Origin of the sequence: Chryseobacterium koreense CCUG 49689 (genome assembly GCF_001045435.1) — a bacterium.
GTDB classification, from domain to species: Bacteria; Bacteroidota; Bacteroidia; order Flavobacteriales; family Weeksellaceae; genus Kaistella; species Kaistella koreensis.
Genome location: NZ_LFNG01000012.1, coordinates 37,402 through 53,026, shown reverse-complemented (window position 1 = coordinate 53,026; position 15,625 = coordinate 37,402). Strand labels below are relative to the sequence as shown.

Here is a 15,625-nt window from a genome sequence, read left to right as displayed (position 1 = left end):
GTAGTCGTTTTTTGTATATTTCTTACTTTTGATTACATATGGAAAAGAAAAAGCTCGGACTGGTTTTATCCGGAGGCGGAACAAAAGGTGTCGCACATGCGGGAGTGATCAAGTTTTTGAATGAAAAAAATATTGAGCCGGAAATCCTGGCATGCTGCAGTGCTGGATCTATCGTGGGTGCGATGTATGCGGTGGGGAAATCTCCGGAAGAAATTCTGGATTTTTTCCATTCGGTGTATTTCTTTAATTGGCGGCATTTTGCCTTCAATAAACCTGGATTGGTTTCTTCGAAAATTTTTCGCAATTATTTGGAACCGGTCTTTCATGACATGGCGATTGGTGATTTGAAGAAAGACGTACGAATTGTCGCTACAGAACTTGTTTCCGGAACTCAGAAGATTTTTGAAAAGGATTTCAAGATTATCGACGCCATTATCGCGTCTTGTTCCATTCCCGGGATTACAACCCCATATCTCGTGGGAGATGAAATGTACAGTGATGGTGGCGTGCTGAACAATTTTCCGGCTGATATCATCCAGCATGAATGTGAAAAGATGATCGGCGTTTTCGTTTCGCCACCGCAGGAAATTACTGTTGAACATCTTAATTCGATTCGAGCAGTGGTTTCCCGTTCTTATGACCTGCTTTCTTACCGCACAGAATTTTACAAATTCGCTTATTGTGATTGGCTGATTACCTCAAAAAAACTGTCTCAGTACGGAACTTTTGAGCGGAAACCGGAACGGCTGCACGAAATTTTCGACATCGGTTATGATACGGCGAGAACTTCCTTTGAGGGTTTTTCAAGTTAGATTGCCGCTATGTGCAAATATTATTTGGGAATTACCTGCGTATTAAACAGATGCTTCGCTTAGCAGCACGGTGTTCGGAATAACGAACAACTGCGGTTCTGAACCGGATTGAGGACCTAAAATAGTGAAGAATCGGTGGAATTCATGGAGAATTTTCATTTTAGAAAAGATACTTCCAGTACACCAAAACTCCGACCAAAACCGAAGCAAACGCCATCAGCAGAACTGCAGCGGCGGCAATGTCTTTAATGACTTTAATCCTTTCATCAAATTCCGGCTGAATGATGTCGCAGATTTTTTCAACGCAGGTATTGAGGATTTCCAGACTTAAAACTGCAAAGCAGACCAAAAGAATCAGCGCGGCATCGGCTGTTTGCAATTTTAAAAAAATAATGAGAAAAAGATTGATGGCCAAAGCCAAAACCTCCAGCTGGAAATTCCGTTCGGATTTCAGCATCCAGATCACGCCGCGAATGGCGTTTCCTACACTTTTATGGAATGGAGGTTTTCGCATCTTAATTTTCAATTCTTACCAGGTATTTCATTTTTAGATTATAATCAAATAGAATTTCGATATATCTCAACTCATCATTTTCCACAAAATATGAAAATCGGTATAAACCGTTTATGTTCTGAAAATCAACATAATCCTGTTTTAGGTATGCTTTTTGATTAAAAACGCTTTCACCATTTTTATTTGTAAAATAAAATTTTGGATTTCGTTTTAGATTTGTATTGATCTGTATCTTATGGATATTTTCAGGATATTTAAAACTGAAATTTATGGAATCCCCAATCTTTGGCTTTAGAATTCCCTGTTTTGGAAATTGAATTTCAATAAACGGAACGATCTCTTTTGCAATATAGGGTTGATCTCTATAATCTTCCTTTGAAATTTGAAAGTCTTGAATTTTCTCGGGATTTTTTGGAAAGTGATCAACTGTAAATTTTTCAACTGGGGTAAACCAATAGAAATCATTTTTTTTTTGCACAAATTGCGTGAGTTTTCCTTTTTCATTACTTTCACAATATCCCGCTGCCCATGTTAAATCCACGAAATAAGTTTGATTATCTATGATGACGGCATTCCACGAATGGTCTAAAATTCCGGTATTTCCAATGTGGTAAGATTTTGTTTTAACAAATCCGTCTATAATTTGACACCTTATCTTGGCGATATCGCACATTTTCTTGAAAAGGCTGGAATATCCGGAGCAAATTCCTCTTTTTTTCCTCAAAACGCCCTGTATAAGATTGTTTTCAAATTCTTGTTTTTTTATCGAACAATCTTCTTGGTTTTTACACTTGAAAGTTATGGTGCGTTTACCTTTATTAAACAGTTTGTAATCATAGCGAATGTTTGCCGTTATCCAAGAATAAATTGATCTGGTTTTTTCTAAATCACTACCAAAGTCTTGCGTTAAATCATTTACAAGAGTGTAAAGATTTCCATGATACTTTTTCGAATTTGCGATGCTATCGATTTTTTGAAAATTATTCTGTCCAAATAAAATCAAATTGCAATAAACGAGAAAAATAACAAAAGTTTTTGTCACGTCGCTTTTTATAAAAATTACTGATAATTCACTGTAACTAAAATATTATTGCGCTTTCCGATAACTATCGAAAATCCGCATTCATAATCATCTCACCAGTTCTCATCCACCATCCAAATCAGCTGTCCCATCGCAACCGCTCCCAAAAGCAGTTCGCGGCGATTTACTTTTTCAAAGGTGTCTTCCGACGTGTGGTGAATGTCGAAATACCTTTGCGAATCGGGAACGAGCTCTGCTAAAGGAACACCGAGTTTTTTCATCGGTTCAATGTCGGTTCCGGCATATTCATATTCAAAATGATAAACGCCATATGGAAGGAAAAGGTTTCGCCAGGATTGCACTTCTTTCTTTTTTTCCGGACTCATCACCAAAGCAATTCCGCGCGGAGTGAATCCGCCACCGTCACTTTCTATAGCGAAGATATGCTTTTCATTTTTCTTTTGGATGTTTTCGGCATACTGGTTTCCGCCGCGAACTCCGTTTTCCTCATTGGCAAAGCAGACCACGCGAATCGTGTGGTTATTTTTGATGCCCAGTTTTTTGAAGGTCCTCAAAACCTCGATGCTTTGCACGATTCCGGCTCCATCGTCATGAGCGCCTTCGCCAACATCCCACGAATCTAAATGCCCGCTCACCACGATGACACTTTGGTCTTTGTTTCCGGTAATTTCACCGATCACGGAATGCGAAAGTTTTTCGCCCTTCATGGTGCAGTTGGAATTCAGCTTGGCGAAAATCTTTTGTGTTTTTAAGGCTTTTTCAAGCTCTTCAGCGCTTTTTGCCCCAATTGCCACAATCGGGATTTTCGCGGTGTCGTCTTTGTCGTAACGCATCGCACCGGTGTGGGGAACATCATCGAAAGCTGAAGAAAGCGAACGGATCATCACTGCTTTGGCGCCTTTTTTTCCGGCCCAACTTGCTGCGGATCGTCGGTAGATTCCCGCATCTACGTAGGCTTGTCCGGTATTTATGAATTTTTGGTTAAAGGCATAATTAAAGAAAACGATTTTGCCTTTCACTTGACTTTCGGGGAGCTTGTCGAAATCTTCCCGGTTTTTCACAAAGATGATTTCAGCTTCCACATCTTTTCCTTTGGTACCTTCAGAATTTCCCAGTGACAGCATATTTAAGGGTTTCCATGTGCCGTTCTCGGTTTTAATTTGGAGGGATTCTTTTCCTCTTTCCCAAACCGGAACCATCACTTCTTCCTTCCAGACTTTGTCGGCACCGGCTTCTTTAAGTTTTTGAACCGCCCAATCTGTCGCCTTTTCATAAGCAGCGGAACCGCTCAGTCGGTGACCGATGTTTTTGGTTAAATCACGCAGGTTTTCATAAGCGGTACTGTTTACCAGAATTTCGTCGGAAATATTTTTGAATTGGATGGAGTCTGCTTTGGGTTGAGCAAATAAAAATCCGCCCAGAAAGAGCGGAAGTATTTTGATGAGGGCTGTTTTCATTGTTCGTATTCAGAATTGAGATTCAAATGTAAAGAAATTATTTCATATCATACATCACCAAAGCTGTTACCAATTTCGGTTCAATGTAGGTACACTTTGGCGGCATCTTGATGTTTTTGTCGGAAACCTTCAGAAGATCACTGAAACTGAGCGGATGAATCCCAAAGCCAACCTTGAATTCGCCGGAATCTACTTTTTCTTTAATGCTCATAATTCCCTGGATTCCGGAATTTCCTTTGATATAGGTGATTTTGTCTGTAGTTTTGGGATCGTCGATTCCCAATATATCTTTAAAAACAAATTCCTCCAAAAGAAAATGATCCAAATCGTTCATTTCGCTTTGTTTTTTCCGCAAATCATGTTTTACGTGGAGCGAATAGAAGTTTCCACCCAAATACATCGAAATGTGGAATTTTTGGGATGGATAATAGGGAGTTTCGCCTTTGTTGTGAACCAAAAAGTTTTTCTCTATTTTTTTCAGAAACTGGTTTTCGGTGAGTCCGTTTAAATCTGCCAAAAGTCTGTTGTAATCATGGATTTTAATGGACTGGTTGGAAACGATGAAACTGTAAACGTAATTGTAATGCTCGGTTCCTGTATGCTTTTTGTTTTTTTCGCGAAGGTTTTTGGCATTCAGAGCGGTGGAGCCGATTCTGTGGTGACCATCGGCAATGTAGAAGGAATCAATTTGCTCCAAAACTTCCTTAAATTGCTGCATTTTCAATCGGTTGTCTATTTTCCAGACTTTGTGGCGTATTCCGCTGTCATCCAAATAGTTCAGGATTGGGACATTTTTTTCCTCATGGTTCATCAGCAATTCCACTTTCGGATTCGCCATGTAGGTGAGCAAAACAGGTTCCGCCTGTATGTTTACTTTTTCCAGATAATAGGCTAGTTTTTCCTTCTTGCTGGTCAGTGTGGATTCATGTTTTTTTATTTTCCCATTTCGGAAATCTTCCACGCTCACCAAACCAAGCAGTCCGCGAAATACGGTTTTGTTGGGCAAAAACTGTTCATAAAGATAGTAGGACGAATTGTCCTGAACGAGTTTTTTCTCCTCCAAAAGTTCTTCAAAATTAGTCCTGATTTTCCTTAAATTTCGGTCCACATCTTTCGATTTGCTTACCACAAAAGGTTTGATCATCTGAATATAAGATGAGTCCACCTGGGCTTTCTTGTTGATCTCTTCCTGAGAGAAGTTATCCAAAGGATGTGTGGGAAAAACTTCGACGTAATCATCACTCGGACGAACGCCGCGAAAAGGTCTAAATATAGGCATAGGCTCTTATAAATTCTTTTTAATCTCTATAATTTGCGAAGCAAGCTCTACTCCGATTTTGTCTTGCGCATCCAGCGTGTTCCCTCCCAAATGTGGCGAAAGTGACAAATTGGGGTTCATCAGGATCGCAAGTTCGGGAGTAGGTTCGTTTTCGAAAACATCCAACGCAGCTCCTGCAATTTTCCCCGATTCGATATAGTCGAGTAGGGTGACTTCATTGATCACGCCACCTCTTGCGGTGTTCACGATGAAAACGCCCGTCTTCATTTTTTCAAATTGTGGGGTGTCTAAAATGTACGTGTCGGTTTTTGGCGTATTGATGCTGATGAAATCAGTGTCTTTCAGGAATTCGTCCATATTATTATTGGAAGATACCTCGAAATTCAACTTTTGACCATCAAAAAATTGAAGGGTTAACGTCTTGGTATGGGGTGTCCTGGTCAACACTTTTACTTTCATACCTAAAGAAATCCCCATTTTCACTACTTCCTGACCAATTCCACCAAAACCAATAACGCCCAAAGTTTTGCCTTCGAGTTCGTGGGCCTTGGAATAAGATTTTTTCAGCGCCGTGAAATTGGTTTCCCCTTCCAGAGGCATCATCCGGTTGGATTCATGCAGGAACCTTGCCAACGAAAAGAAATGGGCGAAAACCATTTCTGCTACCGATCTGGAAGAAGCATTCGGGGTATTGATCACATAGAGCCCTTTGTCTATCGCATATTCCACATCTATGTTGTCCATCCCAACACCGCCTCTTCCGATGATTTTCAGGGAAGGACAAGCATCGATCAAATCCTGCCTAACTTTGGTGGCACTTCTTACCAATAAAACGTCAATTTGGTTTTCATTGATAAAGTGGGCCAAATGTTCCTGGGAAACTTTTGCTTCCACCAGCTCAATTCCGGCCTCTTTCAGTACGTTTTCACCTGCCTTGGAAATTCCGTCGTTTGCTAAAACTCTCATTATAATAACTTGAACTGTGCTAAATCAAAATTTGAAATTCTTATTTGATGGAATTCATCACCTCCACTAAAACTTGAACACTTTCTATTGGAAGAGCATTATATAAACTTGCCCGGTATCCTCCCAAACTTCTGTGCCCATTCAAACCATTGATTCCTGCTGCTTTCCAAGCATTGTCGAATTCCTCTTTTTTGGATTCGTCGGTCAATTTGAAAGAAACATTCATTAAAGAACGGTCTTCTTCTTTGCAGAAAGTCTCAAACATTGGATTGCGGTCGATTTCACCATAGAGCAGTTTGGCTTTGGCTTCGTTTCTGATTTCCGCAGCTGCTATTCCGCCATTATTTTCTAAATGTTGGAGCGTTAAAAGTGTTGCATAAACCGGAAACACAGGCGGGGTATTGAACATGGATTCTTTCTTGATGTGAAGCGAATAATCCAGATATGATGGAATGTTTCTACCGGTTTTTCCCAAGATATCCTTTTTCACGCAAACCATGGTCACTCCGGCAGGACCCATATTTTTCTGAGCTCCCGCATAAATCAAATCGAATTTTGAAAAGTCCAAAACCCTGGAAAAAATATCCGAACTCATATCACAAACCAAAGAAGTGGGCACATCCGGGAAAGTTTTCATCTGGGTTCCGTAAATGGTATTGTTGGATGTGCAGTGAAAATAGTCGTAACCTTCACCAACCGTATAATTTTTCGGAATATAGGAATAGTTTTCATCTTTGGAAGAAGCCACCACATCGACTTGTCCCAAATGTTTTGCCTCCTTAATCGCGTTAGCCGCCCAGGTTCCGGTATCCAAATAGGCCGCTTTTCCATTTTCCGCTTTCATGAGGTTGAAAGGCACCATTAAAAATTGAAGGCTTGCTCCTCCTCCCAGATAAACCACCTCATAATCGTCACCAAGTTTCAGCAAACGTTTTACGATTGCTCTCGCTTCTTCCATCACCGGCACAAAGTCTTTGCTTCGGTGTGAAATTTCGAGAATAGACAAGCCGATTCCATTGAAATCTAAAATCGCCTGTGCTGATTTTTCGAAAACTTCCTGCGGCAAAATGCATGGTCCTGCGCTGAAATTGTGTTTTTTACTCATTTTTATTTTTTTTGTGATTTAGATATCAACTTTTTATTGGGCCGGAAAAAACCTGAGGCGAAGATGATTGAGCGAAGTTTTTTTTGCTTCACTCTTTTTTTTCTAACATCTTTTTTAAAAAAAATCGCCCACAATAGTGAGCGGAATATTATTCGCCGTGAAGGAAGGCTTTTTTCGCCAGTAATTCATCATCAGTCTCCACATGGTCCTCATCTGGAATACAGCAGTCCACCGGACAAACTGCAGCACACTGCGGTTCCTCGTGGAATCCCTTACATTCGGTACACTTATCGGTTACGATAAAGTAGATGTCATCAGAAACTGGTTCTTGGGGCTCATCTGCATCTATGGTCAGACCGGATTTCATCACTACTTTTCCTTTCAGGGCGGTTCCATCGGAAGCACGCCAATCTACTGCTCCTTCATAAATTGCGTTGTTTGGACATTCTGGTTCACAAGCACCGCAGTTTATACATTCATCGGTTATTCTGATAGCCATTGCTAATATATTATTTATAAATTTGCACAAAATTACGAAAAATCCGACAATTTTCTCCAAAAATGACAATAGAAAAACAAATTTCAGGACTTTGCAAGCTAAGTGATTTCATCAAAGCGTTTTTAGAAAAAGAATCTGAAAACTATGATGAAATCGATGAAGAATGCTATACAATATTGAGAAAATCGGAAATTGAAAACTCCTGGTTTACCATCGAAAATCAAAAATTTGCCCTAAAGCAATGGGCTAATTTGCTCACTGAGGAGAATTTAAAGAAATGGCTTTCAAATTATCAAATCGCTAAAATTCCTAAAAAAGTAGGATTGATTTTGGCGGGAAACATTCCAATGGTGGGATTCCACGATGTGATTTCGGTAGTGCTGAGTGGAAATATACCGATGATTAAACTTTCGTCAAAAGATAAACGGATGATCCCTTATTTGTTGGAGAAATGGAATGGGTTTTCCGCAGGAAATGTGCGCTATGAATTGACCGAAAGATTAGCGAATTTCGATGCGGTGATTGCCACCGGAAGCAACAATACAGCGAGATATCTGGAATATTATTTTAAGGACCACTTGAGCGTCATTAGAAAAAACAGAACCTCTATCGCGGTTTTGAAAGGCGACGAAACCGATGGGCAACTCCAGCTTTTGGCGGAAGATATTTTCCGGTATTTTGGTTTGGGCTGCAGAAATGTGACCAGGATTTTCATCCCTGAAGATTTTAAAATCGACAGATTATTTGAGAATTTCTTGAATTTTAAAGAAATAATCAATCACCACAGTTATGCCAATAATTACGAATACAACCGGGCCATCTATCTGCTGAACCAGGAGAAGTTTTGGGACAATAATTTCGTGATGCTGAAAGAGGACGAGCGACTGTTTTCGCCGCTGTCCGTGATTAATTTTTCAAGATATTCAAGTTTGGATGCCGTGAAAGATTTCATTGCGACCAATGAGGAAAATATCCAGGCAATTGTTGCGGATCCTGCATTGGGACTGAATTCCATCAATTTCGGCGAAGCTCAAAATCCCGGTTTGGATACCTATGCCGATCATTTGGATACCATGCGTTTTTTGGAGGTCGTTTGAGGCTTCGGCAAGTTTAGGTCATTTTGGCGTCCGCATCCATTCTTTATGAAACCAGCAAGCTGAAAAATACCTATTCCACTGACCAGTATGTCGGTGCATCTTTGCAGCTGTTTGCGTCGGTGATGCTGCTGTTTTGGTATATTCTTAGAATTCTGATGAGCAGGAGGAGCTAAGGAAATTTTTCCAAAAAAGATATTCGTGCATTCGTGGAAATTACTTTTAACCACCAATGCACGTTTTTTTTCGGAAAAAACTAAAATCTACTTTTACGCGGATTTAGAAAAGTCACAAAAACCATCACCTCTTCACCAAATTTTTCGGTGATTCTTTCCTCGATGTTCTTTATTTCAATTTCCAGAAAATCGAGGCGTTTTTCATCATCGTCAAAAACCAATAGCAGGTTCGTATTGGTGCCCTCGTTGATCATTTCGCTGTTCACTTCCGAAAGGATGTATTTCTCCACATCGAAGAGGTTTTCAACCATCTGATGAAGTTCGTTTTCCAGGTAATTTTCCCAGTCGTTTTTAATGTTTTCTGTGCTATGGAAAGTGATGCTTAAAATGCTCATTATTTTTAACTTTATTTATGATGTTTGTTAGTAAGTTATTGGGCAAAAATCGGGAAAAAATTCGTATTTTAGCACGTTATAAAAATCGAAATTCAGGAAAATCAAAAATACCAACTAATATTCTGATTTTCAAATCATTAAAATAGATTATGCAAAAAGAAGGAGAAAGGTTAATTCCTATCAACATTGTTGATGAAATGAAATCCTCTTACATCGATTATTCTATGTCGGTAATCGTTTCCAGAGCGTTACCAGATGTAAGAGACGGCTTGAAGCCCGTTCACAGAAGAGTTCTTTACGGTATGTACGGACTCGGCGTTTTTTCAAACAGAAAATATTTAAAATCAGCCAGGATTGTTGGAGATGTTCTCGGTAAGTACCATCCACACGGCGATACGTCCGTTTATGATGCGATGGTGAGAATGGCGCAGCCTTGGAGTTTGCGTTATCCGCAAGTTGATGGACAGGGTAACTTCGGATCTATGGACGGTGACCCGCCTGCAGCAATGCGATATACCGAAGCAAGGCTGAAGAAGATTTCCGATGAGATTCTTGCCGACCTGGATAAAGAAACCGTGGATTTCCAAAATAACTTTGACGATTCCATGACGGAACCAAGCGTGCTTCCGACGAAGATTCCAAATCTTTTGGTGAATGGTGCATCCGGTATAGCGGTGGGAATGGCGACCAATATGGCGCCGCACAACCTTTCTGAAAGTATCGACGCGATTGTGGCCTATATCGACAATAATGATATCACCATCGACGAGCTGATGAAACACATCATCGCTCCGGATTTCCCGACAGGTGCAATTATTTACGGCTATGACGGAGTTCGGGATGCTTTCCATACCGGAAGAGGTAGAATTGTTTTGCGTGCGAAAGTGAATTTCGAGGAAGTTGGAAACAGGAACGCCATCATCGTCACCGAAGTTCCTTACCAGGTGAACAAAGCTGAAATGATCGCAAGAACTGCGGAACTCGTGAAGGAAGAAAAGATTCCCGGAATCTATGAAATCCGTGACGAATCTGACAGGCAGGGAATGAGAATCGTGTACGAACTTAAAAATGACGCGATTCCAAATGTGGTGCTCAACATGCTTTACAAGTACACCGCGCTTCAAACTTCTTTCAGTGTGAATAATATTGCATTGGTGAAGGGAAGACCGGTACAGTTGAATCTGAAAGATATTATCCACCATTTCGTGGAGCATCGTCATGAGGTCATCGTGAGAAGGACCGAATTCGAACTTAAGAAAGCCAAAGAAAGAGCGCATATCCTGGAAGGTTTCATGAAGGTGATTGGAACCCAGGATGATTTGGACAAAGCAATCGCGATCATCCGTCACAGCGCCAATCCACAGGAAGCGAAAGATGGATTGATGAAGGAATTCGAACTTTCGGAGATTCAGGCACAGGCAATTTTGGATTTAAGACTCGCCCGTTTGACCGGAATGGAGTTGGACAAAATCCGTGCAGAATACGAAGAAATCATGAACTTAATCAAGGATTTGGAAGATATTTTGACCAACGAACCAAGACGTTACGAAATCATCAAAGCTGAACTTCTTGAAATGAAAGAGAAATACGGCGATGAAAGAAGAACCGAAATCGATTATTCCGGTGGTGAATTGTCCATCGAAGATTTGATTCCGGATGAAAAAGTGGTGCTTACCATTTCTCACGCCGGTTATATTAAAAGGACTTCACTTTCAGAATATAAGGTTCAGAGCAGAGGTGGAGTAGGAAACCGTGCCGCAACCACGAGAGACGAGGATTTCCTTGAATACATCGTGACCGCGACCAATCACCAGTACATGTTGTTTTTCACAGAAAAAGGAAGATGTTTCTGGTTGAGGGTTTTCGAAATTCCTGAAGGTTCCAAGACAGCGAAAGGAAGAGCGGTTCAGAATTTGATCAACATAGAACCGGACGATAAAATCAAAGCATATATCCGAACCAACGATTTGAAAGATTCCGAATACGTGAATCAAATGAATGTCGTGATGATTACTAAAAACGGAACCATCAAGAAAACTTCGCTCGAAGCTTATTCCAGACCGAGAACGAATGGAGTGAACGCGATTGAAATCCGTGATAACGACCAACTTTTGGGAGCAAGATTGACCAACGGAAATTCCGAAATCATGATCGCAACCAAAAACGGAAAATGCATCCGTTTCCCTGAAGAGAAAGCAAGAGCAGTGGGAAGAGGTTCCATCGGTGTTCGTGGAATTTCCCTGGAAAAAGGAGACGAAGTGATTGGTATGATTGTTGTGAATGATGTGCAGAATGAAACCGTTTTGGTGGTTTCTGAGAAAGGTTACGGAAAACGTACCGCAGTGGAAGATTACCGGGTGACCAACCGCGGTGGAAAAGGGGTAATCACCTTAAACATCACAGAAAAAACCGGAAATCTGATAGCCATTCAATCCGTGACTGATGATGATGGACTAATGATTATCAACAAATCTGGTGTCGCAATCCGTATGAACATGGACGAAATGCGGGTAATGGGCAGAAATACTCAAGGTGTAAAGGTGATCAACCTGAAAAACAATGATGAAATTGCAGCCATCGCAAAAGTGGAAATGGATAAGGAAGTGGAAGAAGATGAAACTGATGGAAATGAAGAAACCACTGATTCCAACAACCCGGAATTCAAAAAGGCTTCCCAGGCAAATGAAAATGCAGGGAACGACATGGATGAGGCCAATGAACTGAAAAAAGATGACCAGGAGGAAACCCCAGAAAACGGAGCAGTAGAAAACCAAGAACATTCGGAAAGTCCTGATGATGATTCCGAGGAATAGAATTTAAAACAATCTTATCTTATCATTAAAAAATGAAAAAAATATTTTTAAGCATTGCGGTGGTTTCGATGACTTTCGCATTGGCGCAGAAAAAAGAGATCTCCAATGCGGTGAAGGCCATTGACGGAGGAGATACCGCCACGGCAAACGCACAAGTTTCCGCAGCTGAATCCGTCATGAACGGGAATGTTTATTTGCTTGAGCCGGCTCTTCAGGAGCAGTACTACTATGCAAAAGGACTTGGCTTGGTGAAAACCGGCAAAGTTTCCGAAGGAGCGGTCTATTTGGCAAAAATCAATGAATTGGCAAAGAATAAGATCTACTCCGGAAAAGATGCCTCCAAAAACAGGGTTTACTACGTGGGTAAAGCTGCTGCGGACGCGTCCGGAATTCAGGGTCTGAAAGAGGAAACATACAGCCCTACGCTTTTGCAAAATGTGGAGAAAGCCATATTTCCTTTAGCTGACAAAGCGAACAAGATGGCGATCGATGCCTTTAATCAAAAGAATTTTAATCTCTCAGGAAGCAAGTTCAAGGAAACCTACTACCTTTTGAAAGCTGCCGGAAGTGATGACGGTTCAATCCTGTTGAATGCCGTAACCGCATATACCAACGGGAAAAACAATGTGGAATCCATCAAGATATTTGAGGAGCTGATCGGAATGGGCTACACCGGAGTGCAAACCAACTATTTGGCGACCAACAAAAAGTCTGGAGAACAGGAAAAAATGAACAAAACCATTTTTGATTTCCAGAAAAAGTTGGGCGAGGCGTCTGAATTCAAAGACTTCAAGGTGGAAACTTCACCAAGTGTAGAAAAACAGATCTACCAGAACCTTACCGATGAACTTTATACTGAAAAACGTTACGACGAAGTAATTAAATATGCGGATCTGGGACTGAAAAAGTTCCCTAATGATGAAAAACTGGTCAATATCAAAGGACTGGCTTATTTCAGTTCAGGGAAATCTGCAGAATTTATTGAAGTCCTTAAAGGTCAGGTTGCAGCCAACCCAAAAGATGTGGACAGCTGGTACAATCTGGGAATTATGCTGAAAAGTGATCCTGCGCAATATGAGGCTGCCAAAGCGGCATTCTTGAAAGCGATCGAACTTAATCCAAACTATGCCAATGCCCTTCAAAACATTACCTTCCTCATTATGGGAGATGACGGCAAGGCGATTGATGATTACAATGAGGCCAGAAAATCCGGAAAGATTGATGCAGCCAATAAAATCATGGATGCAAGAAAGAAAAGATTCGCAGAAGCATTGCCTTATGCAGAGAAATGGTATCAAACCGACACCACGAACCTCGATGCGGTGACGTTGCTGAAAGGGCTTTATATGTCCACCAAAAACGACGCGAAGTTCCAGGAATTCAAAGCTAAAGAAGCTGCTTTGGAAGCTGCAGGAAAAAAATAAGCGGAACTTTTTTCAAAAACTTGAATATGCTGAATTGGTTTTCAGCATATTTTTTTTTAAAATCTTGGAACTCGGTAAGTTGCCGGTCTTTTCAAATTTATTAAGGTAGTTGAATGGGGACCGTTCAGGACGGGGATGCTGAAAATCCGCCAACCGTTAATTTCCTTTAAAGTTAGAAATTACCATTGCCAAACCTCGATTTTTTCGTAATTTCACGCGACAAAATTTCAAAAAAATGACGACTTCAGAAAAAATATCGGCGCTTCGCCAAAAAATGTCCGAAAATAATATCGATGCCTTCATCGCCTATTCCGCAGATCCGCACATGAGCGAGTATTTGCCGGCGGAATGGCAGGAAAGAGCTTGGATTTCAGGATTTACCGGTTCGGCAGGGTTTGTGGTCATTACCAAAAATAAAGCCGGTTTATGGACGGACGGAAGATATTTCGTGCAAGCCGCCATAGAACTTGAAAATTCCGGAATTACCCTCATGAAAGAAGGCGAGGAAGAAACACCCAACTATATCGATTGGATTATTTCTGAAACTCCGGAAAACGGCACCGTCGCTGTGAATGCTTTGGCCACTTCAAATGCGAATTGGGAATTGCTTACCGAGAAACTTACCGCAAAAAATAGAAAACTCGTTGATTTGCCATTGCTGAAGGAGATCTGGACAGACCGAAACCCCAATGCGAAAAAGAATCCGGTTTTTGTGCATCCAATCGAAAGAGCGGGAAGATCGGTGACCGATAAGCTTTCCGATATCCGAAGCAAAATGGAGGAAATCGGTGCAACTGCCCATATCATTTCCAGTTTGGATGATGTAGCATGGACTTTGAATTTAAGGGGAAGTGATGTGCAGGCGAATCCCGTATTCCTAGGCTATATTATTTTGACGAAAAATAATGCGGGACTGTTTGTGGACCTGGAAAAACTGGATCACGATGCGCGAAAACAGATGGATGATGCTTTCGTGAAAATGCGTCCTTACGAGGAATTTTTCCCGGCACTGGACCGCATGAAAGACGAAAAAATCCTTATTTCACCAAACAGCAACCAATCCATTTTTGAGCATCTAAAGGGTAATAATACCTTTATCAAGGCTCCCGTTCCTGGAAATTTGATGAAAGCCATCAAAAACGAAACAGAACTCGAAGGTTTCAGAACCGTGATGCAGCGCGATGGCGTGGCGATGGTGAAATTCCTGTATTGGTTGACGCACCAAGCGGGAAAAGAAGCCATGACCGAGTTTTCGATCGGTGAAAAGCTGCGCGGTTTCCGTGCGGAAGGAAAGAATTTCGTGGGCGAAAGTTTCGGTTCGATTGTGGGCTATCTGGACAATGGCGCCATCATGCATTATTCAGCGAAAAGTGAAGGAAGCAAAGAAGTGACCAACGCGTCCTCCATCCTTGTGGATTCCGGAGGACAATATCTGGAAGGAACCACCGATATTACCAGAACGCTTGCGTTAGGTGCGGTTTCAGATGAATTTAAGCACAACTGTACTTTGGCTTTAAAAGGATTGATTCAGCTTTCTATGCTGAAATTTCCTAAAGGTACCCGTGGTGTCCAGCTGGACGCATTTGCGAGAATGGCTTTGTGGAAAGAGGCGAAAGATTACAACCACGGAACCGGACACGGTGTGGGAAGTTTCATGAATGTGCACGAAGGTCCGCAAAACATAAGAAAAGACATGAATCCGCAAGAATTGATTCCGGGAATGGTGGTTTCCAACGAACCGGGATTCTATCTGGATTACCATTACGGAATTCGCCACGAAAACCTTATCGCAGTGAAAGAATGGAAGAAAACCGATTTTGGAAGTTTCTATGAATTCGAAACCTTAACGATTTGTCCTTTTGACAGAAATGTGATCGATGTTTCTCTCTTGACCGAGACTGAAAAAGAATGGTTGAACCATTATCATCAATGGTGTCAAGAAAAATTAGAGAACGATTTGGAAGGAGATGTGAAGGCCTGGTTCCTGGAGCAGGTGAAACCTTTGTAAGCGCTTCCAAAATAAGATATGATGAAAAAGTCGGTTCACGT

General features: G+C 41.2%; 13 protein-coding genes and 1 pseudogene. 6 read left to right on the top strand and 8 right to left on the bottom strand.

The genetic code is table 11. The features are described 5' to 3' along the window. Positions 1-38 precede the first annotated feature (38 nt). A complete protein-coding gene (locus ACM44_RS09415; protein WP_048499791.1) occupies positions 39-812 on the top strand; it encodes a patatin-like phospholipase family protein in 774 nt (257 codons plus the stop codon). Between the two features lie 160 nt (positions 813-972). Here ACM44_RS09415 and ACM44_RS09410 read toward each other — a convergent pair whose 3' ends face one another. From ACM44_RS09410 to ACM44_RS09380, 7 genes are all read right to left on the bottom strand, one after another. Then, positions 973-1,326, bottom strand: a complete 354-nt coding sequence (locus tag ACM44_RS09410) for a diacylglycerol kinase family protein (protein WP_048499937.1) — start codon at positions 1,324-1,326, stop codon at positions 973-975. Between the two features lies 1 nt (position 1,327). Beyond that, positions 1,328-2,368, bottom strand: coding sequence for a transglutaminase domain-containing protein (locus tag ACM44_RS09405; protein WP_048499790.1), 1,041 nt, complete (start codon positions 2,366-2,368; stop codon positions 1,328-1,330). A 92-nt stretch (positions 2,369-2,460) separates the two neighbouring features. Continuing rightward, complete coding sequence (locus ACM44_RS09400; protein WP_048499789.1) at positions 2,461-3,825, bottom strand: M20/M25/M40 family metallo-hydrolase; 1,365 nt, start codon at positions 3,823-3,825, stop codon at positions 2,461-2,463. 37 nt (positions 3,826-3,862) lie between these two features. After that, positions 3,863-5,104 carry a DUF1015 domain-containing protein gene (locus ACM44_RS09395; protein ID WP_048499788.1) on the bottom strand — a complete coding sequence of 414 codons (1,242 nt, stop codon included), beginning with the start codon at positions 5,102-5,104 and terminating at the stop codon, positions 3,863-3,865. Between the two features lie 6 nt (positions 5,105-5,110). Then, positions 5,111-6,070 carry a D-2-hydroxyacid dehydrogenase gene (locus ACM44_RS09390; protein WP_048499787.1) on the bottom strand — a complete coding sequence of 320 codons (960 nt, stop codon included), beginning with the start codon at positions 6,068-6,070 and terminating at the stop codon, positions 5,111-5,113. A gap of 40 nt (positions 6,071-6,110) precedes the next feature. Continuing rightward, complete coding sequence (gene serC, locus ACM44_RS09385) at positions 6,111-7,175, bottom strand: 3-phosphoserine/phosphohydroxythreonine transaminase (protein ID WP_048499786.1); 1,065 nt, start codon at positions 7,173-7,175, stop codon at positions 6,111-6,113. 148 nt (positions 7,176-7,323) lie between these two features. Then, positions 7,324-7,674, bottom strand: coding sequence for a 4Fe-4S dicluster domain-containing protein (locus ACM44_RS09380; RefSeq protein ID WP_048499785.1), 351 nt, complete (start codon positions 7,672-7,674; stop codon positions 7,324-7,326). A gap of 62 nt (positions 7,675-7,736) precedes the next feature. Between ACM44_RS09380 and ACM44_RS09375 the strand changes: the two genes are divergently transcribed. Continuing rightward, the gene (locus ACM44_RS09375) at positions 7,737-8,771 is read left to right on the top strand and encodes an acyl-CoA reductase (protein WP_048499784.1); all 1,035 of its coding nucleotides are present in this window, start codon (positions 7,737-7,739) and stop codon (positions 8,769-8,771) included. Between the two features lie 17 nt (positions 8,772-8,788). After that, positions 8,789-8,944, top strand: a pseudogene (locus tag ACM44_RS15020) (Bax inhibitor-1 family protein); the annotation flags it as partial. An 80-nt stretch (positions 8,945-9,024) separates the two neighbouring features. Here ACM44_RS15020 and ACM44_RS09370 read toward each other — a convergent pair. Continuing rightward, a complete protein-coding gene (locus tag ACM44_RS09370; protein WP_048499783.1) occupies positions 9,025-9,339 on the bottom strand; it encodes a DUF4286 family protein in 315 nt (104 codons plus the stop codon). 149 nt (positions 9,340-9,488) lie between these two features. Between ACM44_RS09370 and gyrA the strand changes: the two genes are divergently transcribed. The 3 genes from gyrA to ACM44_RS09355 all read left to right on the top strand — a co-directional run bounded on the left by gyrA (position 9,489) and on the right by ACM44_RS09355 (position 15,584). Beyond that, a complete protein-coding gene (gyrA, locus tag ACM44_RS09365; protein WP_048499782.1) occupies positions 9,489-12,152 on the top strand; it encodes a DNA gyrase subunit A in 2,664 nt (887 codons plus the stop codon). Between the two features lie 32 nt (positions 12,153-12,184). Beyond that, on the top strand, positions 12,185-13,576 hold the full coding sequence (locus ACM44_RS09360) for a tetratricopeptide repeat protein (protein ID WP_048499781.1): 1,392 nt from the start codon (positions 12,185-12,187) through the stop codon (positions 13,574-13,576). A 235-nt stretch (positions 13,577-13,811) separates the two neighbouring features. Next, entirely contained in the window at positions 13,812-15,584 is a 1,773-nt protein-coding gene (locus ACM44_RS09355) for an aminopeptidase P family protein (protein ID WP_048499780.1), read from the top strand. The last annotated feature ends 41 nt before the right edge of the window (positions 15,585-15,625 follow it).

Coding starts and splice junctions, on each gene's coding strand:
- ACM44_RS09415 (WP_048499791.1), top strand. CDS start 39: ATGGAAAAGAAAAAGCTCGGACTGGTTTTATCCGGAGGCGGAACAAAA.
- ACM44_RS09375 (WP_048499784.1), top strand. CDS start 7,737: ATGACAATAGAAAAACAAATTTCAGGACTTTGCAAGCTAAGTGATTTC.
- ACM44_RS09400 (WP_048499789.1), bottom strand. CDS start 3,825: ATGAAAACAGCCCTCATCAAAATACTTCCGCTCTTTCTGGGCGGATTT.
- ACM44_RS09410 (WP_048499937.1), bottom strand. CDS start 1,326: ATGCGAAAACCTCCATTCCATAAAAGTGTAGGAAACGCCATTCGCGGC.
- gyrA (WP_048499782.1), top strand. CDS start 9,489: ATGCAAAAAGAAGGAGAAAGGTTAATTCCTATCAACATTGTTGATGAA.
- ACM44_RS09380 (WP_048499785.1), bottom strand. CDS start 7,674: ATGGCTATCAGAATAACCGATGAATGTATAAACTGCGGTGCTTGTGAA.
- ACM44_RS09390 (WP_048499787.1), bottom strand. CDS start 6,070: ATGAGAGTTTTAGCAAACGACGGAATTTCCAAGGCAGGTGAAAACGTA.
- ACM44_RS09355 (WP_048499780.1), top strand. CDS start 13,812: ATGACGACTTCAGAAAAAATATCGGCGCTTCGCCAAAAAATGTCCGAA.
- serC (WP_048499786.1), bottom strand. CDS start 7,175: ATGAGTAAAAAACACAATTTCAGCGCAGGACCATGCATTTTGCCGCAG.
- ACM44_RS09370 (WP_048499783.1), bottom strand. CDS start 9,339: ATGAGCATTTTAAGCATCACTTTCCATAGCACAGAAAACATTAAAAAC.
- ACM44_RS09395 (WP_048499788.1), bottom strand. CDS start 5,104: ATGCCTATATTTAGACCTTTTCGCGGCGTTCGTCCGAGTGATGATTAC.
- ACM44_RS09360 (WP_048499781.1), top strand. CDS start 12,185: ATGAAAAAAATATTTTTAAGCATTGCGGTGGTTTCGATGACTTTCGCA.